This window comes from Kribbella sp. NBC_00662, from assembly GCF_041430295.1.
GTDB lineage: Bacteria > Actinomycetota > Actinomycetes > Propionibacteriales > Kribbellaceae > Kribbella.
Map to the genome: position 1 here is coordinate 1,584,052 of NZ_CP109029.1, position 24,880 is coordinate 1,608,931.

The window sequence follows — 24,880 nt, forward strand, 5'->3', positions numbered from 1 at the left end:
CTCACGGGCGGCCGGACCGCTGACGGTCGGTCCGGAATCCTTCAGTGTGCGCCTGACCTGAACACCCTGTCATCACTTGAGCACACAAAGTGACCGTTTGATCAAACTCAGAAATCCGAGAGAACACTCAGGTGACCGCCCAGTGGTTGGGCGGAGGGTGGTGCCGCCGGGGCTCGGTGGGATAGCGTTGCCGTCGTTACTTAACCGGTTCGGCTTATCAGTCGGCGTAAACCCCAGGGCAGCGGGCGACGCGCCGCCGACAAGGAGAAACCAATGGTCGCAGTGGACCACCTGTCCCTCCAGCTGTACACGGTCCGGGGCAAGCTCGAAGAGGACTTCGACGGCACTCTGGCACGCATCGCGGAGATCGGCTACACCAAGGTCGAGCCCTTCGGTGTGACTGCCTTCGCGGACCGTCTGGCCGACGCGCTGCCCAAGCACGGACTCTCGGCCCCCACCACGCACGCCGGCCTGCTGCGGGACGAGGCCGGCCCGATCTACGCCGCCGCCAAGCGTCTCGGCATCAGCACGGTGATCGACCCGCACACCGACCCCGCCCGCTGGCAGAACGCCGACGACATCAAGGTGATCGCCGACGGGCTGAACAAGGCCGCGATCGAGGCCGCCGACCACGGCATCACGGTCGGCTACCACAACCACCAGTTCGAGCTCGAGTCGAAGATCGGCGGCGCGCACGGGCTGGAGATCCTGGTCGACAACCTGTCCGACGACGTGATCCTCGAGGTCGACACCTACTGGGCCGCGGTCGGCGGCGCCGACGTACCGGCGCTGCTCGGCAAGTTCGGCGACCGGGTGAAGGCGATCCACGTCAAGGACGGCGACGGCACGCTGAACAACAAGGCCCAGGTCGCGGTCGGCGACGGCGTCATCGCGGTCCGGGAGATCCTCGCGGCAGCGCCTGCTGCCTTGCGGGTCGTCGAGCTTGACGACTTCACCGGCGAGATCTTCGACGCGGTCGAGGGCAGCTACACGTTCCTCACCGGAGAGGGTGCGCCTGAATGACAGCGGTCGGCGTAGGTGTGATCGGCGCCGGAGTGATCTCCGACGCCTACATCAAGAGCATGCAGAGCTTCCCGGACCTGAAGGTCGTCGCGATCGGCGACCTCCGGCCGGAAGCCGCCGAGGAGAAGGCCAAGCAGTACGGGATCGAGGCCCACGGCGGCCCCGAGGTCGTGCTGAACAACGCCGACGTCGAGATCGTGGTCAACCTGACCATCCCGATCGCGCACGTCGAGGTGGCCCTGGCAGCGGTTGCCGCAGGCAAGCATGTGTGGAGCGAGAAGCCGTTCTCGCTGGACCAGGACAGCGGGCTCAAGCTGCTGGCCACGGCACAGGACGCGGGCGTGCGGCTGGGTTGCGCACCCGACACCATCCTCGGCCCGGGTCTGCAGGAGTCCCGTCGCATCATCGAGCGCGGTGACATCGGCACGCCGCTGACCGCGCTGACCCTGATGCAGTCCCCCGGCCCGGAGTCCTGGCACCCGAACCCGGCGTTCCTGTTCCAGGAGGGCGCCGGCCCGCTGTGGGACATCGGCCCGTACTACCTGACCACGCTGGTCCAGCTGTTCGGTCCGGTGGCCGCGGTCGCGGGGATCGGGTCGAAGTCGAAACAGAAGCGCACGATCGGCTCCGGTCCGCTGGCGGGGACCGATTTCGACGTGACCGTGCCGACGCATGTCAGCGCGATCGCGAAGTTCGAGTCGGGTCAGTCGTCGCAGAGCATCTTCAGCTTCGACTCGCCGCTGTCGCGGGCAGGGTTCGTCGAGATCACCGGCTCGGACGCGACCCTCGCCGTACCGGACCCGAACGGGTTCGACGGTGAGATCAAGATCCGTCGCCGTGGCGCCGACGACTGGGAGACGATCGCGGAGACCAAGGCGGTGGCCCAGCGCGGCACCGGTGTGCTGGAGATGGCGCGGGCGATCCGGGCCGGCCGGCCGCACCGGGCGACCGGGGCGTTGGCGTTCCACATCGTCGACGTGATGGCCTCCATCACCGACTCGATCGACACCGGCGCGTTCGTCGACGTGAACAGCACGGTCGAGGTCGCGCCGATCCTGCCCGACGACTGGGACGTGACCGCAGCAACGCTATGACCAGTATCTTTCTCGATCCCCGGCGGACCGTCGTGTTCGCCGGGGACTCGGTCACCGACTGCGGCCGCCGTACCGACCCGGACGGGTTGGGCGACGGTTACGTCCGCAATCTGTACGACGACCTGGCCGGCCGATACCGCGAACGCCGGCCGAAGATCGTCAATGCCGGCATCAGCGGCAACCGGGCGGCCGACCTGGCCGCCCGGTGGTCCGCCGATGTGCTGGCCCACGACCCGTCGCTGGTGTCGATCCTGATCGGGATCAACGACACCTGGCGGCGGTACGACGAGAACGATCCGACGACGGCCGAGTCCTTCGAGGCGTCGTACCGGGCGCTGCTCGATCCACTGGACTGTCCGGTGGTCCTGATGGAGCCGTTCCTGCTGCCGGTCAAGGCGGGGCAGGACGAGTGGCGCGAGGACCTGGACCCGAAGCTCGAGGTGGTCCGGAAACTGGCCGTCGAGTACGGCGCGATCCTGGTGCCGACCGACATCGAGCTGACCAAGCAGGCCGCGTCCGTCGGACGGGAGACGCTCGCCGGAGACGGCGTGCACCCGAGCCCGGCCGGACACCGTGCCCTCGCCGATCTGTGGCGACGCTACGTCCTGGACGACTGACGTCCGCTGCTCCTCACGCCTGGCGGGGAGCAGTGCAGTTTCACTAAACCGGTTCACCCCTGGAGCCCGACTGTGACATCGCTGAAGACCCTTGACCTGACCACCGAAGGCGGCGCCGCCTGGACCGTCCGCGCCGTCGAGGGTCCGGCGCCCGACGGCCTGATCGACCGGCCGGTGGCCGCGACCGTTCCGGGTGAGGTGCACACCGATCTGCTCGCGGCCGGCGAGATCCCGGATCCGTTCGACGGCGACAACGAGTCGAAGCTGCACTGGATCGGCCGGACCCGGTGGAGCTACCGGACGACGTTCGGCTGGGTCGCGGATGGGAACGACCGCCAGGAACTGGTCGCCGAGGGTCTCGACACGGTCGCGACCGTCACGCTGAACGGGCAGGAGATCGGCCGGACCGCGAACCAGCACCGTTCGTACCGGTTCGACGTGACCAGCGTGCTCGTTGCCGGGGACAACGAGCTGGTGATCGAGTTCGAGGGTCCGGTCGCGGCGGCCGAGGCGGAGCGGGCGAAGGTCGGCAGCTGGCCGCACACCAACCTGCACCCGTACAACGAGCTGCGGAAGATGGCCTCGAACTTCGGCTGGGACTGGGGACCGGATGTCGCGACCGCGGGCATCTGGCGGCCGATCCGCATCGAGTCCTGGTCCGGTGTGCGCATCGATTCGGTCCGGCCGCTCGCCGGGGCGGACGGCGTACTGAACACCTTCGTGTCGCTGGTGTGGACCGACACGGCGTCGGAGTACGCCACCGTCACCGTTGAGGTTGCCGGGACAACGCAGTCCGCGAGCGTCAAGCCGGGGTGGGACACCGTTGCCGTCACCAATACGGTCCCCGACGTGGATCTCTGGTGGCCGCGTGGGCACGGCGAGCAGCCGTTGTACGACGTGGTCGTTAAGCTGGCCGACGAGGAGTGGACCGGGCGCGTCGGCTTCCGGGACATCACCGTGAACGTTGCCCCGGACAACGACGGTACGCCGTTCGTGCTGTCGGTGAACGGGAAGCCGATCTACGTGCGCGGCGCGAACTGGATCCCGGACGACGCGTTCGTCACCCGGTTGAATGCCGAGACGTACCGGACCAGCATCCAGGACGCCATCGACGCCGGCATGAATCTGCTGCGCGTCTGGGGCGGCGGGATCTACGAGAGCGAAGACTTCTACGACGTCTGCGACGAGCTGGGAATCCTTGTCTGGCAGGACTTCCTGTTCGCGTGTGCGGCGTACTCGGAGGAGGAGCCGCTCCGGAGTGAGGTCGAGGCCGAGGCGCGTCAGGCGGTCACGCGACTGAGCAAGCACGCCAGCCTCGCGGTCTGGAACGGTAACAACGAGAACATCTGGGGGTATGTCGAGTGGAGCTGGCGGGTCCCGCTGGCCGGGCGGCCGTGGGGCGCAGGGTACTACCTCGACCTGCTGCCCAAGATCGTTGCCGAGCTCGACCCACGGACGCCGTACTCCGCCGGTAGCCCGTACTCGTTCGACCAGTTCATCCACCCGAACGACGAGCGGCACGGGACGATGCACATCTGGGACGTGTGGAACCAGGTGGACTACACGACGTACCGCAAGTACAAGCCGCGGTTCGTGTCGGAGTTCGGCTTCCAGGGACCGCCGGCCTGGTCGACGCTCACGTCGGTGGTGCACGACGCGCCGCTCGATCCTTACGGCTCGCAGATGCTGGTGCACCAGAAGGCGTTCGAGGGGAACCTCAAGCTGGAGCGCGGACTCGGCGAGCACCTGCCGGTCTGGAAGGACATCGACGACTGGCACTGGACCACGCAACTCAACCAGGCGCGAGCCGTTGCCTACGGCATCGAGCACTTCCGCTCGCTGTTCCCGTTGAACACGGGTGCGGTGGTCTGGCAGCTGAACGACAACTGGCCGGTGGTCTCCTGGGCGGCCGTCGACGGCCACGGGATCCGCAAGCCGCTCTGGTACGCGCTGAAGCGGGTCTATGCCGACCGCCTGCTGACCGTGCAACCCCGGGAGGACGAGCTGGTCGTTGCCGCACACAACGACACGGACGATGCCTGGACCACGGAAGTGACGGTGACCCGGCGGTCGACTGCGCGCGACGGTGAAGTGCTGGCTCGCGAGACGTTCGCGCTCGAGGTGCCGGCCCGATCTGCTGTCAGCAACGCCTTGCCTTCCTCGGTTGCGGCAACTTCCAACCCGGCCGGCGAGTATCTGGAGGTGCGCGGCGCTGACGGCGCGTCCGCCTACTGGTACTTCGTGGAGGACACGTCCTTGGAGCTGGCCGCGGATGCCTTCACGGTCGAGGTGGCGTCGACCCCGGACGGGTACGACGTGACCGTGGTCGCGACCGCGCTCGCCAAAGATCTGGCCTTCTTCCCGGACCGGCTGGACCCGGCAGCGCGGGTCGACTCGTGCCTGATCACCCTCTCGGCCGGCGAGAGCCACACCTTCCACGTCACCGGCGCCAAGGCCCCCGAATGGGCCGGCGTACCGGTGCTGCGGTCGGCGAACGATCTGCTCGACTGATTTACGTCGAGACCTTGACTAAAGGCGGGACGGGACCGCTACTTGGGAGTGAAACTCCCTGGTCCCGCCCCACCTTGGAGGTCTTACGGTCATGCGCTCTCTCGCGGTCGTTCTGCTGAGTTTCGCTTCGCTGCTGATCGCTCCGGCCACCGCATCCGCGGCCTTGCCGGCCTGTCAGCACTTCTACACCGGTCCGATCCCCGATCGGCCGATCTCAGGCGGTCACGGCAACGGGACCACGGCACCGCCGTACGACGTCAGCGGCCGACTGCCCGCGCCTGGTGGGATCAGCGGCGGTCTCGGTGCTGACGGGAAGGTGACGTTCACCTTCAACCGGGTCGCCGGCGCGAAGGCATATCGCGCGTTCCGGAACGGGCAGGCGCTGCAGTGGATCAGCGACTGGGGTCAGCCGACGCTGCAGGTGACGGACGCGAGTCCGTGCGCCGGCGCGCACTACCAGGTGTACGCGATGTCGGCCGAGGACACTTCGGCGTCGTCGATCGGCCAGATCAGTACGTCGTACCGGCTCGACTCGTCGAACCACCTGGCGTCGTACCGGATGCCGGTCGGGACCACGCTGAACTACCGGGTGTCGGCGTACAACGACGTCGCGCAGACGGCGCTCGGCTACAACGCCGGCACCGGTATCTGCGCGGTGGACGCCCGCATCATCCCGTGGGGCACGCGCCTCTACGTCCCCGGCTACGGCCACTGCTACGCGGCCGACATCGGCAGCTGGATCAAGGACGACATCGTCGACGTGTGGTTCCCACCGGGCCCGGACGCGGACAACTGGGGCATCCAGCGACTCTCGCTGACCGTAGAGTGAGGGTATGACCTGGGGGAAGTATGTAGCTGTCGTCGGCCTGCTCGTCGCACTTGTTGCTTGCAGCAACAGCAGGCCGGTAGCCGGGCCCCAGACCCGAGCGCCCTCAGCACCTGTGCGTACTGCGAAACCGGTGCGGCCGACCATCGCGCCGGTGCAGGCGAGGCCCGGTGCCTCCAGCAACGTGAAGTTGATGCCAGTGCTCGACCATGGGCCGCGGGACAAGAAGCAGATCGCGTTGACGTTCGACGCGGACCTGACTGCACTGATGCGCAGGCGGCTGGTGTCCGGCAAGGTCAAGTCGTACTACAACAAGGCGCTGATCGACGAGCTGCGTGCGCTGCACGTCCCGGCGACCATGTTCCTGACCGGGATGTGGATGGAGCAGTATCCGGATATCACCCGCCGGCTCGCCAATGACCCGTTGTTCGAGCTCGGCACACATACCTACGACCATCGCGGTTTCACCAAGCACTGCTACACGCTGGGGACGGTTCCCCGCGACCAGATGCTTGCCGACGTACGCCGGGCGATCGTCGAGCTGGACCGCCTGGATCCCCACGCGACCAGGTGGTTCCGCTTCCCCGGCGGTTGCTACGACGCCACCGCACTGCGCGAGCTGGCCCCGGCCGGCGTCACCGCGGTCGGGCTGGACGTCCCGGGCGCCGATGGTTTCGCCAAGTCACCCCAACCGATCATCAAGCAGGTCCTGGACCACGTCCAGGACGGCTCGATCGTCGTCCTCCACATGCACGGCGGTGACAACGCTCCCTACACCGCCCAAGCCGTAGGCCCGATCGTCCGAGCCCTCCGCACCCGCGGCTACCAACTCGTCACGGTCACCCAGTTGGTCAGTCGACGTTGACAGCGACGTACTTGAGCTCCAAGTACTCGTCGATGCCGACTGTGCCGCCCTCTCGGCCGAGGCCGGATTGTTTGACGCCGCCGAAGGGGGCGGCGGGGTTGGAGACGATGCCTTGGTTGAGGCCGATCATGCCGGCTTCGAGGCGTTCGGAGACGCGGAGTGCCCGGCTCAGGTCCTTGGTGAACAGGTAGGAGACCAGGCCGAACTCCGTGTCGTTCGCCATCCGCACGGCCTCGTCCTCGGTCTCGAACGCGGTCAGCGGTGCGACCGGGCCGAAGATCTCCTCCTTCTGCAGCCGCGCACTCGCCGGTACGTCGGCCAGTACGGTCGGCTGGAAGAAGTACCCGTTGCCTTCAGCAACTGAACCGCCGGTCAACGTCCGCGCGCCCTGGGCGATCGCGTCGGCCACCAGATCGGCCACCTTGTCGCGCTGCTTGCCGTCGATCAGCGGCCCGACCTCGACGCCCTCCTCGGTACCGCGGCCGACCTTGAGCGCCGCCATCCGCTCGGCCAGCCGGGACGAGAACTCCGCCATCACCGACGAGTGCACGTAGATGCGGTTGGCCGACGTACAGGCCTCGCCGCCGTTGCGCATCTTGGCCAGCATCGCGCCGTTGACCGCCTTGTCCAGGTCGGCGTCCTCGAACACCAGCAGCGGTGCGTTCCCGCCGAGCTCCATGCTCGTCCGCAGTACCTGGTCGGCGGCCTGCTCGATCAGCTTCCGGCCGACCGGAGTCGATCCGGTGAAGGAGAGCTTGCGAGCGCGGCCGTCGCGGATCAGCGGCTCCATCACACCGCCCGCATCGTGGGTGGTGACCACGTTCAGCACGCCCGCCGGCAGGCCGGCCTCGGTCATCAGCTCGGCCAGCTTGAGCATCGACAGCGGCGTCTGCGCGGCCGGCTTGATCACCATCGTGCAGCCGGCGGCGACGGCCGGTCCGATCTTGCGTGCGCCCATCGCCGCCGGGAAGTTCCACGGCGTGATCAGCAGGCACGGTCCGACCGGTTGGCGCATCAGCAGGAACCGTCCGGAGCCGTTCGGGGCGATCTGGTACCCACCCTCGATCCGGACCGCCTCCTCCGCGAACCAGCGGAAGAACTCTGCTGCGTAGGCGATCTCGCCTTTGGACTCGGCGACCGGCTTGCCCATCTCCAGCGTCATCAGCAGCGCAAGGTCGTCGGCCCGCTCGGTCATCAGCTCATACGTACGGCGGAGGATCTCGCCACGCTCACGTGGTGGCGTAGCTGCCCACTCCGCCTGAACGGCGACCGCTGCGTCCAGCGCTGTCTTGCCGTCGGCCGGACTGGCGTCCGCCACATCGCAGAGTGTCGCCCCGGTGGCCGGGTCCTCGACGGCGAGCGTCTTGCCGCCCTCGGCCGCCACCCACTTGCCTCCGATGAACAGCTCCGTCGGACACGCCTCGATGACTTCCCGCTCCGATGACATGGGCCCGCCTCTCGTCTGGTTCGCAGTACCCAGACTAGGCCGTGGCTATCAGCGGGGGTGTGTGTCTGGGGACGGTACGGACGATGCGGGTCAGACCGGCCGCGACGGTGCGGAGGATCGCCGATCGGATCAGTCCGTCGAAGGCCAGCGGGACGAGCATGACCTCGTCTGCCGTCGTACTCGCGACCAGTGCGCCCAGTCCGGCCGCAACGGTCGCACGTGAGCCGACGATGTGGCCCGGGTCGTCGAGCAGTCGTTCTGCGCGGCCGCGCTCCCGCCCGGTCAGCGGCGGTTCCAGCAGCGCCATCAGCTCGCCCGACGTGACACGTGGTCCCGCCGCAGCCAGCCGGGTCTTCACGCGGACGTACTCCGCGAATCGGGCGAACGCCTCCTCCTCGGAGTCGGCTGCCACCACGCCGACCGTGACGGCGAGGTACGGCCGTACCTTCGGCCCGGTCGGCTCGAAGTGCTCCCGGTACGCCGCCACTGCAGCTGCCGTCACCGAGGCCGCGCGGTGGTGCGCCAGGAAGAGAGGCAGTCCGCGTACGGCGGCAGTCATCGCCGTACCTGCGTGATCGGCCAGCACGAACACTGGCGGCGGCAGACCAGCCAGCGACAGCCGTACGTCGCCCACCGGCGCCCGGCCCGGCGTGCCGTCGCGCAAGAACCCGCATAGCTCGTCCAGCCGCTGCGGGAACGAGTCGCGTGCGCCGCCCGCGAGTGCGGCCGCAGTACTAGGTGCGACGCCGCGCTGCTCCCCCACGCCCAGGTCGATACGGCTCGGGTACGCCGCCGCGAGTGCGGCGAACTGTTCCGCGACGACAAGCGGCTGGTGGGTGGTCAGTAGGAGCCCGCCGGCGCCCAGGCGGATCCGATCGGTCCGTGCAGCCAGTACAGCGGCGAGCACAGCGGGTGCTGCGCCGCCGACGCCTCGGACACCGTGCTGCTCTCCGAGCCAGAACCGACGGTATCCGAGGTCATCGGCGGCCAGTGCCACCTCCGCGGTCTCCCGGAGAGCGGCCGCAGCCGACTGACCGGGCAGCTGCGGAACAACGTCCAGCACAGAGTGGGCCGAGACGGATAGTCCGGGAGCGACAGTGGTGTGCACGGGCCTACGGTGACAGCGGTGAACCTGTTCACGCATGGGGATTCGCCACCCAAGTTCCGGCCGCCTTGCCCCCATCCTCGGTACCCCTGTCGACGGTCCGAAAATGGGTGTTCACAGCCCTTGCCGGGCCTGGTCCCACGCGGGCATCGTTCCGGGCGTGCCGCCGGCCTTCCACCAAAGGCCGGCCGGCCCGGTCCGCTGCCGCGGGGTCGTCTACCCCCCAGTCGTCACCCCGCGGCAGACACCGGTCGACACTCAGCTACACAGACCCGGAAAGGCCAAGAATATGGGGGCTGAGTACCCATGCCCGGGCCCAGTCCCCGATGGCAGCCTGAGCGCGTGCTCAACTCAGCGACCACGGGAAAATCCCGGATCAGCCACCGCGAGACCTGGTGGTCCGCGGGTGTGCGGCCGCATGAGTTGACCCACTCCGCGCCGGCCTGGGCCGAGTACGTGGAGCGCAGTACCTCTCTCCCACCGAGCGCGCCTGTCGCCGGTCGAGACCCTGCAGGGACCGATGTCATTGGCGGCTACACGTCAGGTGGAGCGGCCGCGGCAACGGATGGGTCCGGCACGGACTGGCGGCAGGCGCTCATGCGTTGCCTGGAACCGCTACTGGACTCGGCACGCCGGGACCTCGCGGCGGCCGGGCACACCGGCGTACTCGCCGAGCAGTTCCTGCAGCGGCTAGGACTCCGTCTGGTCAAGCTGGCCGCTCGCACGCTGGTCCTGGAGCTCGCCCGGGCCCGGGACCGCGGCGAGCTGGCCGGCGACACCCCTGCCGCACGGTTCCTGGACTTCACCCAGCGGCTCGTCGGAGCGAGCGAGCTGGCGGAGTTCCTGGCCGCCTACCCGGTGCTGGCCCGGGTCCTGGGCGAGTCGTGCCGACAGGGCGTCGAGGGTCACCTCGAGCTGCTGGCACGACTCGCCGAGGACCGTGAGTCGCTCGTCACCGGGCTGCTGGACGGCCGCGACCCCGGTGCGCTGACCGCGATCGACCCCGGCGGCGACCCGCACCGGGGCGGTCGGAGCACCGCGATCCTCACCTTCGCGGACGGCCGGCGACTGGTCTACAAGCCCAGGCCGCTGGAGCTCCACCAGCACTTCAACACCTTTGTGGACTGGCTGAACGCCAAGACCACGCTCGACATCCGCACGGTCCGCCTGCTGACCCAGGACGGCTACGGCTGGCTCGAGTACGTCGTCCACGAGCCGTGCGACGACTTCGCCGGCGTCCGGCGGTTCTACCAGCGGCAAGGTGCTTTGCTGGCGCTGCTGTACGTGCTCGACGGCACCGACATGCACTTCGAGAACCTCATCGCCGCGGGCGACCAGCCGGTGTTGGTCGACGTCGAGACGCTGTTCCACCCGAGTCGCCTTCCGGTGACCGGGTTGAGCCACGATCCGGCGTACCGCTCGCTGGTCGGTTCGGTGTACCGCACCGCGCTGCTTCCGCTGCTGGTCTCGGGTGAGTACGGCGTCGCGGACGTGTCCGGCCTCGGCGGTGACGCCGGGGCGACAGCGTCGATGAGCGTGGTCGACTGGGCCGACGCAGGGCTGGACTCGATGCACCTCGTCCGGCGTCCCGGACAGGCGGAGAGCGCGGCCAACCGGCCGATGCTCGACGGCGCGATGGTCGAGCCGCGTGAACACGAGATCGCTGTGCTCACAGGGTTTCGGGCCGCGTATGAGGCGATCGCCCGACACCGTGACGAGTTCCTCGGACCGGAGGGACTGCTGGCACAGTGCGCCTCGGACCAGCTGCGCTTCGTACCGCGCAGCACCCGCCTCTACACCAGTCTGCTGGACGAGTCGACTCATCCGGACGCACTGCGTGACGCGGCCGGCCGGAGTCAGCTGCTCGACCTGCTGTGGGATGCGGACGAGTCGTTGCACGCGATCGTCCCGTACGAGCTGGCCGACCTGTGGGCAGGCGACGTACCGCTGTTCACCGCTCGCCCCGACAGCACAGCCGTGTGGGCGTCGGACGGAACACACATCCCCGATGTCCTCGCAAATACAGGGCTTTCGGAGGTCGAGGCGAAGGTCGCAAGCCTCAGCGATGTCGACGAGCATCGGCAGACCTGGCTGATCTCCGCGTGCCTCGCAACCCGTCCGGAGCCGGTCAAGCACGTCAGTACGAAGACTCGGCAACATCTGGGCACGACCGAAGCGGACCCCGATCAGCTGCTCGCAGCGGCCACCGACATCGCCGACGAGATCGTCGCGCAGGTGATCGGTGAAACCGGCGGTGCGGCCAACTGGCTCGGCCTGGAACTGCTCGACGATCACCACTGGGCTGTGCGTTCCATGGGCGCCGGCCTCTCGAACGGCTACACCGGTACGGCGCTCTTCCTCGCACAGGTCGGCGTGATCACCGGAGCCGACAGGTACTGCGAGCTGGCCCGCGACGCGATCCGTCCGATCCCGCAGCTGCTCGAAGCGCTGGCCGGTGACCTGGAGTCCGCGCAACTCGTCGGACCGGGCTTCCACGGACTCGGCGGCATCACCTACGCCCTGGACCGGCTGCGCACCCTCCTCGGTGACAGCGACCTGGGCAACTGGCTGACAGCGTCGCTCGAGCTCACCGAGCAGCTCGTGCCGGACCCGGCCAAGTTCCCGTCGTACGTCGACGGTGCGGCCGGTGGACTGGCCGCAATGCGAGCAACAACAGGACTTCCGGCCGCCGACCGACTGGCCGAGCGGTACGCGGATCACCTGGTCACCACAGTCGAGAGCGGCCTCCGTGGCCGAGTAGCAGCGGAACACGGCTTCGCTCGCGGCTTCCAGGGAATCGCATGGGCCCTCGGGCAGTACGGCGTACCTGGTGACAGGTACCTGGATGCCGCCCGGACAGCAGCCGACCTGGATCGGCGGAACGCACCCGCCGGCCATGGCTGGTGTTCGGGCGACGCCGGGACAGCGCTCGCCCGGTCGGCGGCCGGAGTACCAGCGGATCTCGACAGCTACCTGAGGACCGCGGCAGAACGCCCGGTGCTCGCCGACCTGAGTCTGTGCCACGGCGAGCTCGGCGCGGTGGAGTCACTGACGTGGCTCGCCGCACGTGAGTACCCAACTGCAGAGGCGGTACGACGTCGTCGTGCCGGGTTGGTGCTCGCGGCAGTACAGCAGTACGGACCGCACTGCGGAACACCACGAGCCGTACCGTCTCCAGGCCTGCTGACCGGTCTGGCAGGGATCGGGTACGGAGTACTCCGCCTTGCGTTCCCCGCACGGGTTCCGTCCGTGCTGTTGCTCGAACCAACCGCCGGGTCGAGGTGTGGCACAGCACCAAAGCCCACACAGTGACAGGGGAACAACATGACCGCCCAGCAGCACCACGAGGTTCAGCACGAAACTCCGGCAGACGAGCAGTTCGCGACGCCGGACCGCACCGAAGCAGTCAGCCCGATCACGGTGCCGAAGCGGTACCGGATCGCGGCCCGGGCGATGGCCCTCGTCGGCGTCGCCGGCGCCAGCGCCATGGCAGTCACAGTCATGACGCCCAACGGCCTTCCGTGGGTCGTCGGCGGCTGAGCAACCTGCCGACAAGCAGCGAACGTTTGATGGAGTGGCCGGCCGCCCCCTTGTGGGCGGCCGACCCTCGGTCGGACTCCTGCGGCGACAAGCATCTGTAGTTACAGTTGGCAACCATGCAGACCCGTTCGCCTACCGTGGTCGGCAGAGCCCGGGAGATCGAGAGCCTTCAGCGCCTGCTGACCGGAGCACACGACGGTCGTGGTGGTGCGATCTTCCTGGTCGGCGAACCCGGCATCGGAAAGAGCCGCCTGGCCGCGACCGCCACCACCCAGGCCCTCGACGCGGGTATGACGACGCTGCGCGGACGGGTCGGCGCCATCGGCACGATGGTTGCCTTCCGCCCGTTCACCGAAGCCCTGCTGTCGTTGATCCGGCGCGGCGAGATGCCCACGACCGAAGGCCTCGGCCCGTACCGGCAGGTCCTCGGCCGGCTCGTTCCGGACTGGGACGACGGCACCGCGCACGACACCGCAGCGTCACCGGTCGTGCTCGGAGAGGCAGTGCTGCGACTGCTGACCCTGGTCGGCCGGGACCGCGGCTGTCTACTCGTTCTCGAAGACCTGCACGGCTCCGACCCGGAGACGCTGGCCGTGATCGAGTACCTGCTCGACAACCTGGACGACCAGCCGATCACGCTCGTCGCGACGATGCGGCCCGAGACGTGCCCGGCGTACGAACTGGCCCGGTTGTCGGCGCAGCGAGGTACCGCCGAACTGATCGAACTGCCGCCGTTGGGGCGGGGCGAGGTCGCCGAGCTCGCCGCGGGGTGCCTGGAGGTTCCGGTCGACGGCGTGCCGGAACAGCTGACTGACCAGCTGTGGAACGACAGCGCCGGAATCCCTTTCATCGTTGAGGAACTGCTGCAGGAGGCGAACCGCAGCGGACAGCTGGTGTCCGGGCCGGACGGCAGCGTGCAGGTCGTCGACGACCTGCACACGAACGTCCCGGCGGCGGTGGTGCGCAGCATCAGCAGCCGGACCGCGCAGCTCGGGCCGCAGTCGCGCGACATCCTCGTGCTGGCCGCGGTGATCGGGCACCGGTTCCCGCTGAGCATCGTGCGTACGGCGACCGGGACCGACGAACGTGTGCTGCTGGCCACGCTCCGGGCCGGTGTGGCCGCCCAGCTGGTCGGTCCCGACGAGCCCGCGCCGGACTGGTACGCGTTCCGGCATCCGCTCACCGCCGAGTCGCTGCTCGCCGGCCTGACGCCGACCGAACGCTCCGCCCTGGCCCGCCGCTGCGCGGACGCCGTCGAGGAGTTGCACCCGGGACTGCCCGGCGAGTGGTGCCCGATGGTCGCCGAACTAGCCGAGACCGGCGGCGACACCGTCCGCGCCGGCCGGCTGTTCGCACTCGCCGGACGGCGGTCCTTCGACGACGGCTCGACCGGGTCGGCGGCCAACCTGCTGGACCGCGCGAACACGTTGCTGGCCGCCGATCCCGACATCGGCCACCGGGCCGACGTGCTCGGCGCCCTGCTGCTCGCACTCAGCGCGACCGGAGGCTTCGAGCAGCTGGCCGTGCACGCCGCGACCGTCGACGAACTGGCCGACCGCAATCTCGACAGCCGCAAGGTCGCCGCGCTGCACGTCCAGCTCGCGAACGCGGAGATGGTCGCCGGCCGCTGGGCGGCCGCGCTCCAGCATGTCGCGACCGCCCGGTCGCTGCTCGGCAACGACGCCGGCGACGCCGACCTCGCGCCGATCGACGTGGTCGCCGCCAACCTGGAATTCGCCCGGACGAACCCCGGCCGGCTGAAGGCGGCCACCGAGCTGGCCACCCGCGCCGCCGCGGCGGCCGAACGCGCCGAGCTGCCCGAGGTCGCCTGCGAGGCCCTGCAACTGCTGGGCATCCTGGCCCGCGAGCACGACCTCGACCGGTCGATCGACTACTTCCATCGGGCCCGGCAGATCGCCGAGGACCACGGGATGACGCTCCAGCGGGTCGTCTCGCACATCCTCCAGTCGGTCAGCCTCTATCTCGCCGACGGCAGCATCGTCGAGCTGGAGCGGTCCCGGCAGCAGGCGCTCCGTATCGGCGCCATCACGCTGGTATACGACGTGGACGGCATGCTCGGCCAGCAGCTGATCCTGCAGTCCGACTACGCGCGGGCCGCCGCGATCATCGACGAGTGCGTCGAGGTCACCCGGCGGATGCGGCTCGGCCGGTCGGCGACGTTCTTCCTTGCGACCAAGGCGATCCTGGAGGCGCACCAGGGCCGCAGGTCCGCGATGGAGGCGACGCTGGCCGAGATCACGAACTGGGGCGGCGAGCGGGCGTCGTACGAGCTGCCGTACTCCTACGGCCTGGCCCGGACGTTCTGCGCACTCCTCGAGGAGAACCGTGAGCTCGCCGACTCCGAGCTGGCGCAGGCGCTCGCGTACGACGCGCAGAACCCGACCACGTTCCACCTCTCCGGGAAGAACGGCCTGGCGCTGCTGCTCGGCGTACTGTCCGGTCGCAACGGCTGGGCGCACTTCGAGGCGGTGACCGCGACCGCGGCGAGCGGGATGCGGTGGAACAGGCAGTTCGTCCAGTTGGCCCACGCCGTACTGCTCGGCCGGGACGGTCAGGTCGAGGCGGCCAACGCCAAGGTGCTGGAGGCGACGGAGACCGCGTCGCTGTTCCCGTTGGCGCGGCATCTCGGGCTGCGGATGGTGGCCGAGCCGGCCGCCGCGGACGGCTGGGGCGACCCGGTCGCGTGGTTGCGCCTGGCCGAGGACTACTTCCACACCGCGGACATCTCGGCGGTCGCGAGTGCCTGCCGCGGGCTGATGCGGCAGCTCGGCGCGACCGTCTCCCAGCGCCGGAACGGCTCGGAGCAGGTGCCGGCGCACTTGCGGCAGCTGGGGATCACCACCCGGGAGTACGAGGTCTGCCGGCTGCTGGTGGACCGGATCGGGAACAAGTCGATCGCGTCCCGCCTGCACATCTCGCCACGGACGGTCGAGAAACACGTGGCCAGTCTGATGACCAAGACACAGCAACCCGACCGGGAGGCACTGAGCAGTTTCGCCCGAACGGTTTTTCAGGACTGAACAGATCCGATTCCGGGCAGCGATGCGTGTGCTGGAACATATGGCACCCGTTGGGTGATAGTTGTCGACTCACGCATCGGGACCCGCCAGCCGACGCGGCCAATGGACAGTATTTACGAACGCTCGCTATCTATACTGGGCGAGTGGCAGGCAAGGGGTCGGACATGAGCAAGGGAACGGTCGGCGGCGGCGGTACGACGATGCTGCGGCGGATCAATGTCGCCTCGGTCCTGGATGCGGTCCGACGATCCGCGCCGGCACCGTTGCGCGTCGCCGAACTGGTCGAGCGGACCGGGCTGGCCAGACCGACGGTCGCACAGGCCGTCGACGAGCTGCTCGACGCCGGCTGGCTGCAGCAGCACGGGCCCGACTCCGCGGACCGCTCGCTCGGCCGCCCGGCCATCCGCGTCTCGCTCCGCGGCCGCGCCGCGCCGGTTCTCGGCCTCGACGTCGGTCCGCACCGCGTGACGGTGGGCGTCTCCGACCTGGCCGGCCGCAAGCTGTCCCTCGTACGGCGTTCCGGGCCGGGCTGGACCGCCCAGGAGCTGCTCGGCGTCATCGGTGAGGTGATCACCGAGGCGCTCGCCGAGGCCGAGGTGCCGGCCGAGGACGTCGCCGCCGCGGTCGCCGCGAGCCCTGGCATCGTCGACGAGCACACCGGGCGGGTCCAGCTGGTTCCCAGCGTGCCGGGCTGGTCGGCGATCGACCTGATCAAGCACGTGCGCGGCCTGCTCGACTGCCCGGTGATGCTGGACAACGACGCCAACCTGGCCGCGCTGGCGATCGCTGCCGCCCGAGGTGGCACCGGCACGCTGCTGGCGGTCCAGTGGGGTGAGCGACTCGGTGCCGGCATCGTCATCGACGGTCGGCTGCACCGGGGTACTGGGGCGGCCGGTGAGATCGGCTTCATCGCCACTGGTCCGGATGACGTGATCAACCCCGAGGACAGCCGCGGACCGCTGGAGCGGGCAGTCGGATCGGAGGCGATCGCTGCGCTTGGCCGTCAGGCCGCGCTGGACCACCCGGAGTCGCGCCTGGCCGAACTGGGCGGTGACCAACTCGACACCGCGGACGTGTTCGCCGCGGCGGCCGACCGTGATCCGGTCGCGCAGGCCGTCGTACAGCAGGTGGCGCGGTCGTTCGCACGCGCGCTGGCGCCGTCGATCCTGGTGCTGGACCCGACTGCCGTGGTCATCGGTGGCGGTGTCGCACGCGCCGGCGCCGTACTGCTGGATGCCATCTCCGACCAGCTGCGGCTGCTGACGCTCAACCACCCGAAGCTGGAGCTGTCCGCCCTGGCCGAGGACGCCGTGGTCACCGGCGCGATGCGCATGGCCCTCGACGAGGTCTGGCAGCGCAAGCTACCCACCCCCGCCATGACCAGCACTACCTAGGCCGGGTTTACCGCAGTACGGCGGCCGCGATGGCGTCGGGGCGGTCCAGGTGGACCAGGTGGGCGGAGTCGGGGAGCACCTCGACCGTGCCGCCGAGTTTGTCGGCCAGGCGGCGTTGGCCTGCCAGCCAGCGGGTGGCGGTGAAGCGCGAACTGCCGCCGGTGGCGACCAGCAGCGTGGTGGGCGGGAGTGCGCCGACCGGTCCGGCCACCAGCTTCTGCACCTCGGCGGCCAGCTCCCAGCTGCCGGCCAGCTCGTCCCAGAACAGCAGCCACGACGTGTCCGCGCCGTACCTGCTCCTCGCCGTTGCCTTCGACAACAGCTCGTGGTTCGACCTGCTGCCGACGCGGACACTCAGCCGCCGCAGTCCGGTACCGATCACGCTCGGCAGGCCGGCCCGCCCGAGGAACCGGGCCAGCGACCGGATCGCCCGATCACCGCGCGTGCCCGGGTAGAACGCACGCCATCCGGTCTCCGAGGTCAGGCTGGTGTCGACCAGCACCAACCGGGTCACCTCCAGCGGCCGGGTCAGCGCCCACCGCAGTACGGCGAGCCCGCCGATCGAATGCCCGATCAGTCCGATCACCGCGTCCGGCGGTACGTCGGCGGCCGCGCGCAACGCGTCCACGTCGGACGTGATCGGCGTACGCCACGGATCGATCACGCGGACGTCCTGGTCCGGCAACAGCTCGACGACCCGGGCGAACTCCTCCGGAGTCTCGGCCAGGCCGGGCACCACGATCCAGATCACGGTCATCGAGAGAAAGCTTGCCTCAGACCTGGTAACAAAGTCCCCAACATTAAGCAGAAAAGCAGGGTAGAGGCCCGTTGCAGGATGCCCGGTGCGGCCACCTCCTGGCCGCTCAGCGTCTCGTACCCGACCACCGACCCGAGCCAGACCTGAGTGACCAGGACTCCACCCGCGAGTACGACGACCAGCCTGCTCAACCAGCTTCGCGCGCGCCGCAGGAGCAGGATCGCGTAGACAGCCATGGCGATCGTGCCGGCGCCGGCCATGGTCGACGTCGCCTCATGCAGTACCAGCGCCGCACCGGCCTGTCCGCTCGTCTCGCTTGCCCGGCACGCCTCGCTGGCAGACGGTGCGCAGTCCATCGGCGAGAACGAATCGAACATCGTCCCGACGGCGAAGACCGCAGTACTGATCAGCAACCCGGCCAGCGCACGATTCCGGCGCGCGAGCAGGACCGCGAGCAGCGTCAGCACGCTGCTGGACAGGTCCATCGCCCGCGCGTAGAGGCTGGTCGACCGGTCGCGTGCACCGAGCTCGCTGAGGAAGGACGTGTGGACGTTCAGCGGGAAGCCGGCCGCCGCCTCCAGCAGCAGGCTGCAGTACAGCACGGCGGCGGCCAGCAGCAGGTTGCGGACCAGGCGGTACGGGACTGCCTCCATGTTGGTCAGCGTGGCATGACAACCAAAGCCTTGGCTGTGGCGTCAGGGGTAGGGTCGAGGTAGTGCTAGGTCGACCGAAGTCTCATCGAACTAATGGGATGATCGGCTGGTGCGGTCGGAACAAGTAGCAGTGATACCGGTGTGGCAGCACCGGGCCGCGGTCTGGGTGGGCCGCGTCGTCGTGCTCGCCTCGGTCTGGTCGTTCCTTGCCATTCCGCTGCACATCGGAGCTCCGGTCTTCGTCAAGCACGTCGACATGGCGTTCGACTTCGTCGGCATCCCGGCTGGTCACACGTTCTTCTCCGCCGTCTACCTCGCGGTGGTCGGCAGCGCTTTGCTGCGCGGTAAGCGAGCCGCACTCCTGTGGGTGCTGTGGGTCTTCGAAGCACTGTGGCTGCTCGGGCTGACCGCGTACATCGCGTTCAGCACCGTCCGGCTGAGCAACCCCGGGGACACCGAGTGGCTGTCGGATCTCGACCGCACCACGGTGCAGGATCTCGAGTGGGCCATCGTCCAGTGGGTCGTCGTGGCCGCGCTGATCGTGCTGCTGTGGAAGATCCGTGGCGCTTTCCCGGCCCGTCTCGCCCCCGGCACGCGCCGGCTCGCGGTCGGCGCGCTGGTCTTCGGCATGCTGATCTCGATCGCGGTCAGCATCACCCTCACCCAGATCTTCCCGCGGACGCTGAGCGGTCAGCGACAGAAGATCGGCTGGGCGATCATCGCCGCGCTGGGCCAGTCCCGCAGCAAGCTGGGCGGCCACGAGGGACACGGCTGGATCGGCCTGACGGTCGGCGCGATCTCCGCGGCCTCGCTGGTGATCGCGTTCTGGATCTTCCTCCGCTCGGTCCAACGCGTCCGCTACCTGACCCAGCCCGAAGAGCTCGAGGTACGACGGCTCCTGCTCCTGCACGGCGAGCGCGATTCCCTCGGGTACTTCGCGACCCGCCGCGACAAGGCGATCGTCTTCTCGCCGGACAACAACGCCGCGATCGCCTACCGGGTGGTCAACGGTGTCAGCCTGGCCAGCGGTGATCCGCTGGGCGATCCCCTCGCCTGGCCGGCCGCGATCCAACGCTGGCTCGTCGAAGCGCGACGGTACGGCTGGTCTCCCGCCGTCCTGTCCGCCAGCGAGGAGGCAGCCGAGGCGTACGTCGACGCGGGCCTGCGCGCGTTGTCGATGGGCGACGAGGCGATCATCGACGTCGCGGACTTCACGCTCGAGGGCCGGACGATGCGCCCGGTGCGGCAGGCGGTGACGCGCGTCCAACGGGCCGGCTATCACGCGGAGGTCGTGCGGCACGGGGACCTGTCGCCGGAGACGTTGGCGCAGTACGTGCACCTGGCCGAGCGGTGGCGGGGTGCGCGGACCGAGCGCGGGTTCTCGATGGCGCTCGGGCGGCTCGGTGATCCGGCCGACGCGCGCTGTGTGATGGTCATCGCGCGGGACGCGGACGGCGTCGTACGCGGCCTGTTGTCGTTCGTCCCGTGGGGCGTGCGGGGTGTGTCGCTGGACCTGATGCGGCGCGACCCGGAGTCCGCGAACGGGTTGATGGAGTTCATGGTCACCTCGCTGATCGAGGCGTCCGGCGATCAAGGCATCCACCGGATCTCGCTGAACTTCGCGATGTTCCGCGAGATCTTCAGCGATGCCGAGCGGGTCGGCGCCGGTCCGGTGCTGCGCCTGACCAACGCGCTGCTCACCGGCGCCTCGCGCTTCTGGCAACTGGAGAGTCTGTACCAGTCGAACGAGAAGTACCTGCCGCGCTGGTCCCCGCGGTTGATGTGCTATTCGCGCGGTGCGTCGCTCGCTCAGGTGGTGCTGGCGGCCGGTACGGCGGAAGGCTTCCTGCCCGCACCGCGTCCGTGGACCCGCGTCGACAGTGTCGAGACGGCCGAGCGGCACGCGATCATGGCAGCCGACGGGCGCGCGTTCGCGACCGCCGTCCGCGGACAGGAAGAGGAACTGCTGCGGCCGGCGTTGCCGGAGCGCAAGCTGACCGAGCAGGAGCAGATCCGGCGGGCCAAGCTCGCCGAGCTCGTTGCCGCGGGCATCGACCCGTACCCGGTCAGCGTGCCGCGGACCGAGACGCTGGAGCGGGTGCGGGAGCTGTACCCGAACCTGCCGCCGGATCATCACACCGATCGCCAGGTGTCGGTGACCGGCCGGGTGATGCGGATGCGCAACCACGGCGGGCTGGCGTTCGCGCAGTTGCAGGACGGGCTGACGCAGCTGCAGGTGATGTTCACGGCCGAGGCGTGCGGCGACGTACCGCTGGAGCAGTGGCGGCGACTTGTCGACATCGGTGACCACGTCAGCGTGACCGGTGAGGTGGTGACGAGCCGGCGCGGTGAGCTGTCGATCGCGGCGACGTCGTGGGTGATGGCGGCGAAGTGCCTGCATCCGTTGCCGGACAAGCGGAAAGGGTTCACCGATCCCGAGGCGCGGGTGCGGCAGCGGCACATCGACCTGGTGATGAACCCGGACTCGCTGCGGATGATGCAGCAGCGCAGTGCCGCCGTACGGGCCATCCGCAACGGTTTCGAGACGCGCGGGTTCATCGAGGTCGAGACGCCGATGCTGCAGGCGGTGCACGGCGGGGCGAACGCCCGGCCCTTCGTCACGCACATCAACGCCTACGACACCGAACTGTTTCTCCGGATCGCGCCGGAGCTGTTCCTGAAGCGGCTCAGCGTCGGCGGGATGGGCAAGATCTTCGAGCTGAACCGGAACTTCCGCAACGAAGGCGCCGACGCGACCCACAACCCTGAGTTCACCTCGGTCGAGGCCTACCAGCCGTACGCCGACTACCACGTGATGCGCGAGCTGACCCGTGAGCTGCTGATCGAGGCCGCGACCGCGGTCTTCGGCAAGCCCGTCGTCCGCCGGGCCGACGCCGAGATCGACATCTCCGGGGAATGGCCGGTCGTCACGGTCCATGACGCCGTCGGCACGGCGGCCGGGGTCGAGATCGACCCGAACACCCCGGTCGAACGGCTGCGGGAGCTCTGCGCGGAGCACGGCATCCACACGACGTTCGAGATGTCGGCCGGCGAGCTGGTGCTGGAGCTGTACGACGAGCTCGTCGAGCCGAACACGACGTTCCCGACGTTCTACACCGACTTCCCGCTGGAGACCTCGCCGCTGACCCGCAACCACCGCTCCGATCCGCGGCTCGCCGAGCGCTGGGACCTGGTTGCCTTCGGCGCCGAGATCGGTACGGCGTACTCCGAACTGGTCGACCCGGTCGAACAACGCCGGCGCCTGACCGAGCAGTCGTTGAAGGCCGCCGCGGGCGATCCGGAGGCGATGTCGCTGGACGAGGACTTCCTGTCCGCACTCGAGTACGCGATGCCACCGACCGGCGGTCTGGGCATCGGCGTCGACCGGGTGATGATGATGCTGACCGGGCAGAACATCCGAAGCACGCTGGCGTTTCCTTTCGTTCGTCCCAGCTCCAGGGACTGACGGGTACTCTTGCTGCTTCAGGGGTGAGGACCTGGGGGGTAGGGGATGAGGCGCTGGGCTGCGCTCTGTGTCGGGGTGTGCTTGCTGGCCGGTTGTGGTGGAACGGCGGATCCTTCGCCGACCGCACCATCCGCCTCGAGCAGTGCTGTGCCTGCGCCGGCGTCATCGGTTCCGGTGGCGGAGCCGTTGGGTACGGCGGCGTACCAGGCCGAGCTGACCCGGATCGACCAGGTGCTGGCTGCCCCGGCGTCGCGGCTGACGCGGGTCCGCACGGCCGAAGGGCTGAGCGATGCCATGAACACGCTGGCCGATTCACTCAACACGATCGCGGTGCGACTGGCTGCGATCAAGGTGACCTCGCGACTGAGCGCCGTACACGGGCTGCTCCAGGTGCGGATCGGCGTTGCGGCTACCCAGCTCTCGGGGTTGTCGGCCGTGACCGAGGACGACGCGCGGTGCGGCGGAGTCGCGTACACGTCACAGCAGGTCCAGCGTCAGCTACGCACCGACCTGAGTGCCGCACTCGTCCAGCTGCAGCGGCTCAAGCTGACGTTCGGCAAGACACTGCCCGACCCTGGTCCCGCGCCTGAACAGGTGCGCCCGGACAGCGGCGAGGTACTGGTACGACGCGGCCCGAACGGAACGGGACAGCTCAAGATCACCAACGGCACGGCGAAGGACGTCGCGGTCTCGATCGTCACCGACGGCAAGCCACCGAGCAGCCCACAGGTGATGGTCTACATCCGGGCGACCAGGACCACGACCGTGAAGCAGATCGGCGGCGCCTACCACCTGTACTTCAAGAGCGGCACCGACTGGGACGCGGACAACCGCAAGTTCCGCGCCGACTGCGCCTTCGAGAAGTTCGACCAGACCTTCGGCAAGAACCAGGGCTGGCAGGTGAACCTCAAACCCATGCCCAACGGCAACGCCGACACCACCGAGGTCGAGGCGTACTAGAGCCCGAGCTTGTCCAGGAGGGACCCGAGGAGGCCGCCCAGGCCGCCCGTGGGGTGATCGGGGTCGTCCGGTGTGGTGGGCGGGGCGGTCGGGGTGCTGCTGGTCGGGGGCGGCTCGGTCGGAGTGGATGTGGTCGGGCGGTCGCTGGGGGCGCTGGTCGGGGCGGTGCTCGGTGCAGTGGTCGGTGCAGTGGTCGGCACCGTGGGCGGGACGGTCGGCGGGCGCTCGGTGACCACCGTCGTCGGACCGGTCGTCTCGACGATCTGCGGCGTCGGCGTACCCGTGGTGATCACGGGATAGCCCGTGGTGGTGAGACCGCTCGGCAACTCGATCTCGCCCGGCTTGGTTGCTGTCGGCAACGTCGTCGGTACGGCGCTGGGCGTCGTACCGGGTGTCGGCGAAGCGGTCCGCGGGATGGCCGGGAGGTTCTGGGTCGGGCGACCGGGCTCCAGGCCGGCGACCGGGCTGGCCGGCTGCGGGCCGCCGCTGCGGAACCCGAGAAAGGCCAGCACGAGGCATCCGAGCAACAGAACACCCGCGCCGGCGGCAGCCTGACGGCGATGCCGCGGATTCTGCCAGGGCGGGCGGCGGGATGCCGTGGCAGAGATCGGTCTCACAAGTCCCGGAGATTATCGGCCCAAGAGTCGATTCAAACAGCCCTTGGAAGAAATTGAACGAAAGAACTTCAAATTCCAGTAATTCCGAACCGCCTACGCGATCGTAGGAATGCGGTGCGTTAGCTGATAGCTCAGGTCAACGCCTGCAGGCCGATCACCGACAACAGCCGGAGCTTCTCGGCGGCCTCGGTGTCCGGTGCGGCGGTGTACACGACCATGCGCAGATCGTTGCCCGGGACCGCGAGCACGTCACAGTCGATCGTGAACGTTCCCACCTCGGGATGCCGGATGGTCTTCTGCTCGGAGCGGTGGAAGTCGATCACCGGCTGGTCCCACAGCCGCGCGAAGTCTTCGTGCTGTGCGCGGAGCTCGTCGATCAGCCCCCGGAGATCCGGGTCGTGCGGGTAGCGCGCGAGCGACGCCCGCAGATCCGTCACCATCGCGATCCGGAAGTCCCGCTGCTGCTCCGGCGTCTGTACGACGCGACCGCCCGGCGCCATGAACTGCTTGTAGACGATGTTGCGGCCCCACCCGCGCCACTCGGACGGATCGCCGATCACGGCGGCGAACAGCGGGTTCCAGGTGATGATCGTCCAGGCGGCGTCGCACACGCACAGCGGTGCCCCGTCCAGCTGATCCACGATCCGCTGCACCCCGGGCGGGATGTACGCCGACAGCCGGCCGGGTGACGGCTCCACCGCACCGGCCAGCACGAACAGATGGTTGCGCTCGGCATCGGACAACCGGAGGGCCCGGGCCAACGCGGTCAGCACCTGCGCGGACGGCGAGTCCGACCGGCCCTGCTCGAGCCGGACGATGTAGTCGACCGACAACCCGGCGAGCTGGGCGAGCTCCTCACGCCGCAGCCCCGGCGCGCGCCGCTTCCCGCCGGCCGGCAGTCCGACCTGCTCCGGTGTCACGCGATCGCGCCAGGCGTGCAGCGTCCTACCGAGCTCAGCCATGG

General features: G+C 69.1%; 18 protein-coding genes. 12 read left to right on the forward strand and 6 right to left on the reverse strand.

From position 1 onward, the window contains the following. Nucleotides 1-273: 273 nt before the first annotated feature. The 6 genes from OHA10_RS08040 to OHA10_RS08065 all read left to right on the forward strand — a co-directional run bounded on the left by OHA10_RS08040 (nucleotide 274) and on the right by OHA10_RS08065 (nucleotide 6,936). Nucleotides 274-1,023, forward strand: a complete 750-nt coding sequence (locus OHA10_RS08040; protein WP_371405534.1) for a sugar phosphate isomerase/epimerase family protein — start codon at nucleotides 274-276, stop codon at nucleotides 1,021-1,023. After that, a complete protein-coding gene (locus OHA10_RS08045; protein ID WP_371405535.1) occupies nucleotides 1,020-2,117 on the forward strand; it encodes a Gfo/Idh/MocA family protein in 1,098 nt (365 codons plus the stop codon). Before OHA10_RS08040 ends, OHA10_RS08045 begins: the two co-directional genes overlap by 4 nt. Then, nucleotides 2,114-2,734, forward strand: a complete 621-nt coding sequence (locus OHA10_RS08050) for an SGNH/GDSL hydrolase family protein (protein WP_371405536.1) — start codon at nucleotides 2,114-2,116, stop codon at nucleotides 2,732-2,734. Before OHA10_RS08045 ends, OHA10_RS08050 begins: the two co-directional genes overlap by 4 nt. 72 nt (nucleotides 2,735-2,806) lie before the next feature. Continuing rightward, a complete protein-coding gene (locus OHA10_RS08055) occupies nucleotides 2,807-5,245 on the forward strand; it encodes a glycoside hydrolase family 2 protein (RefSeq protein WP_371405537.1) in 2,439 nt (812 codons plus the stop codon). Nucleotides 5,246-5,336: 91 nt separating this feature from the next. Next, a complete protein-coding gene (locus OHA10_RS08060; protein WP_371405538.1) occupies nucleotides 5,337-6,074 on the forward strand; it encodes a 3D domain-containing protein in 738 nt (245 codons plus the stop codon). Between the two features lie 4 nt (nucleotides 6,075-6,078). After that, nucleotides 6,079-6,936: a polysaccharide deacetylase family protein gene (locus OHA10_RS08065; protein ID WP_371405539.1), complete on the forward strand. Its 858-nt coding sequence runs from the start codon at nucleotides 6,079-6,081 to the stop codon at nucleotides 6,934-6,936. On the opposite strand, the gene OHA10_RS08070 is transcribed toward OHA10_RS08065, so the two are convergent. Together OHA10_RS08070 and OHA10_RS08075 are read right to left on the reverse strand one after the other, a co-directional pair. Beyond that, nucleotides 6,923-8,383 carry an NAD-dependent succinate-semialdehyde dehydrogenase gene (locus OHA10_RS08070; RefSeq protein ID WP_371405540.1) on the reverse strand — a complete coding sequence of 487 codons (1,461 nt, stop codon included), beginning with the start codon at nucleotides 8,381-8,383 and terminating at the stop codon, nucleotides 6,923-6,925. The genes OHA10_RS08065 and OHA10_RS08070 overlap by 14 nt on opposite strands. 34 nt (nucleotides 8,384-8,417) lie before the next feature. Then, on the reverse strand, nucleotides 8,418-9,446 hold the full coding sequence (locus OHA10_RS08075; protein ID WP_371405541.1) for an MsnO8 family LLM class oxidoreductase: 1,029 nt from the start codon (nucleotides 9,444-9,446) through the stop codon (nucleotides 8,418-8,420). 639 nt (nucleotides 9,447-10,085) lie between these two features. Between OHA10_RS08075 and OHA10_RS08080 the strand changes: the two genes are divergently transcribed. The 4 genes from OHA10_RS08080 (at nucleotide 10,086) to OHA10_RS08095 (ending at nucleotide 17,463) form a co-directional block, all read left to right on the forward strand. After that, entirely contained in the window at nucleotides 10,086-12,800 is a 2,715-nt protein-coding gene (locus OHA10_RS08080; RefSeq protein ID WP_371405542.1) for a type 2 lanthipeptide synthetase LanM family protein, read from the forward strand. A 12-nt stretch (nucleotides 12,801-12,812) separates the two neighbouring features. Continuing rightward, on the forward strand, nucleotides 12,813-13,028 hold the full coding sequence (locus OHA10_RS08085) for a hypothetical protein (RefSeq protein WP_371405543.1): 216 nt from the start codon (nucleotides 12,813-12,815) through the stop codon (nucleotides 13,026-13,028). A gap of 116 nt (nucleotides 13,029-13,144) precedes the next feature. Then, on the forward strand, nucleotides 13,145-16,069 hold the full coding sequence (locus OHA10_RS08090; protein ID WP_371405544.1) for a helix-turn-helix transcriptional regulator: 2,925 nt from the start codon (nucleotides 13,145-13,147) through the stop codon (nucleotides 16,067-16,069). Between the two features lie 164 nt (nucleotides 16,070-16,233). Beyond that, on the forward strand, nucleotides 16,234-17,463 hold the full coding sequence (locus tag OHA10_RS08095; RefSeq protein WP_233714893.1) for an ROK family transcriptional regulator: 1,230 nt from the start codon (nucleotides 16,234-16,236) through the stop codon (nucleotides 17,461-17,463). Nucleotides 17,464-17,470: 7 nt separating this feature from the next. On the opposite strand, the gene OHA10_RS08100 is transcribed toward OHA10_RS08095, so the two are convergent. After that, the gene (locus tag OHA10_RS08100; RefSeq protein WP_371405545.1) at nucleotides 17,471-18,220 is read right to left on the reverse strand and encodes an alpha/beta fold hydrolase; all 750 of its coding nucleotides are present in this window, start codon (nucleotides 18,218-18,220) and stop codon (nucleotides 17,471-17,473) included. Then, nucleotides 18,217-18,873, reverse strand: coding sequence for a DUF998 domain-containing protein (locus tag OHA10_RS08105; protein WP_371405546.1), 657 nt, complete (start codon nucleotides 18,871-18,873; stop codon nucleotides 18,217-18,219). Before OHA10_RS08105 ends, OHA10_RS08100 begins: the two co-directional genes overlap by 4 nt. Before the next feature lie 139 nt (nucleotides 18,874-19,012). Between OHA10_RS08105 and lysX the strand changes: the two genes are divergently transcribed. Together lysX and OHA10_RS08115 are read left to right on the forward strand one after the other, a co-directional pair. Continuing rightward, nucleotides 19,013-22,339 carry a bifunctional lysylphosphatidylglycerol synthetase/lysine--tRNA ligase LysX gene (gene lysX, locus OHA10_RS08110; RefSeq protein ID WP_371405547.1) on the forward strand — a complete coding sequence of 1,109 codons (3,327 nt, stop codon included), beginning with the start codon at nucleotides 19,013-19,015 and terminating at the stop codon, nucleotides 22,337-22,339. Nucleotides 22,340-22,513: 174 nt separating this feature from the next. Then, a complete protein-coding gene (locus tag OHA10_RS08115; protein WP_371405548.1) occupies nucleotides 22,514-23,299 on the forward strand; it encodes a hypothetical protein in 786 nt (261 codons plus the stop codon). Here the strand turns inward: OHA10_RS08115 and OHA10_RS08120 are convergent. Together OHA10_RS08120 and OHA10_RS08125 are read right to left on the reverse strand one after the other, a co-directional pair. Beyond that, entirely contained in the window at nucleotides 23,296-23,916 is a 621-nt protein-coding gene (locus OHA10_RS08120; protein ID WP_371405549.1) for a hypothetical protein, read from the reverse strand. The genes OHA10_RS08115 and OHA10_RS08120 overlap by 4 nt on opposite strands. Before the next feature lie 131 nt (nucleotides 23,917-24,047). Then, nucleotides 24,048-24,878 carry a helix-turn-helix transcriptional regulator gene (locus OHA10_RS08125; protein WP_371405550.1) on the reverse strand — a complete coding sequence of 277 codons (831 nt, stop codon included), beginning with the start codon at nucleotides 24,876-24,878 and terminating at the stop codon, nucleotides 24,048-24,050. Nucleotides 24,879-24,880 lie beyond the last annotated feature (2 nt).

What these genes read in the sequence shown, in the direction of transcription:
- OHA10_RS08040 (WP_371405534.1), top strand. Translation starts at nt 274, where the DNA reads ATGGTCGCAGTGGACCACCTGTCCCTCCAGCTGTACACGGTCCGGGGC.
- OHA10_RS08045 (WP_371405535.1), top strand. Translation starts at nt 1,020, where the DNA reads ATGACAGCGGTCGGCGTAGGTGTGATCGGCGCCGGAGTGATCTCCGAC.
- OHA10_RS08050 (WP_371405536.1), top strand. Translation starts at nt 2,114, where the DNA reads ATGACCAGTATCTTTCTCGATCCCCGGCGGACCGTCGTGTTCGCCGGG.
- OHA10_RS08060 (WP_371405538.1), top strand. Translation starts at nt 5,337, where the DNA reads ATGCGCTCTCTCGCGGTCGTTCTGCTGAGTTTCGCTTCGCTGCTGATC.
- OHA10_RS08065 (WP_371405539.1), top strand. Translation starts at nt 6,079, where the DNA reads ATGACCTGGGGGAAGTATGTAGCTGTCGTCGGCCTGCTCGTCGCACTT.
- OHA10_RS08070 (WP_371405540.1), bottom strand. Translation starts at nt 8,383, where the DNA reads ATGTCATCGGAGCGGGAAGTCATCGAGGCGTGTCCGACGGAGCTGTTC.
- OHA10_RS08080 (WP_371405542.1), top strand. Translation starts at nt 10,086, where the DNA reads ATGCGTTGCCTGGAACCGCTACTGGACTCGGCACGCCGGGACCTCGCG.
- OHA10_RS08085 (WP_371405543.1), top strand. Translation starts at nt 12,813, where the DNA reads ATGACCGCCCAGCAGCACCACGAGGTTCAGCACGAAACTCCGGCAGAC.
- OHA10_RS08090 (WP_371405544.1), top strand. Translation starts at nt 13,145, where the DNA reads ATGCAGACCCGTTCGCCTACCGTGGTCGGCAGAGCCCGGGAGATCGAG.
- OHA10_RS08095 (WP_233714893.1), top strand. Translation starts at nt 16,234, where the DNA reads ATGAGCAAGGGAACGGTCGGCGGCGGCGGTACGACGATGCTGCGGCGG.
- OHA10_RS08100 (WP_371405545.1), bottom strand. Translation starts at nt 18,220, where the DNA reads ATGACCGTGATCTGGATCGTGGTGCCCGGCCTGGCCGAGACTCCGGAG.
- OHA10_RS08105 (WP_371405546.1), bottom strand. Translation starts at nt 18,873, where the DNA reads ATGGAGGCAGTCCCGTACCGCCTGGTCCGCAACCTGCTGCTGGCCGCC.
- OHA10_RS08125 (WP_371405550.1), bottom strand. Translation starts at nt 24,878, where the DNA reads ATGGCTGAGCTCGGTAGGACGCTGCACGCCTGGCGCGATCGCGTGACA.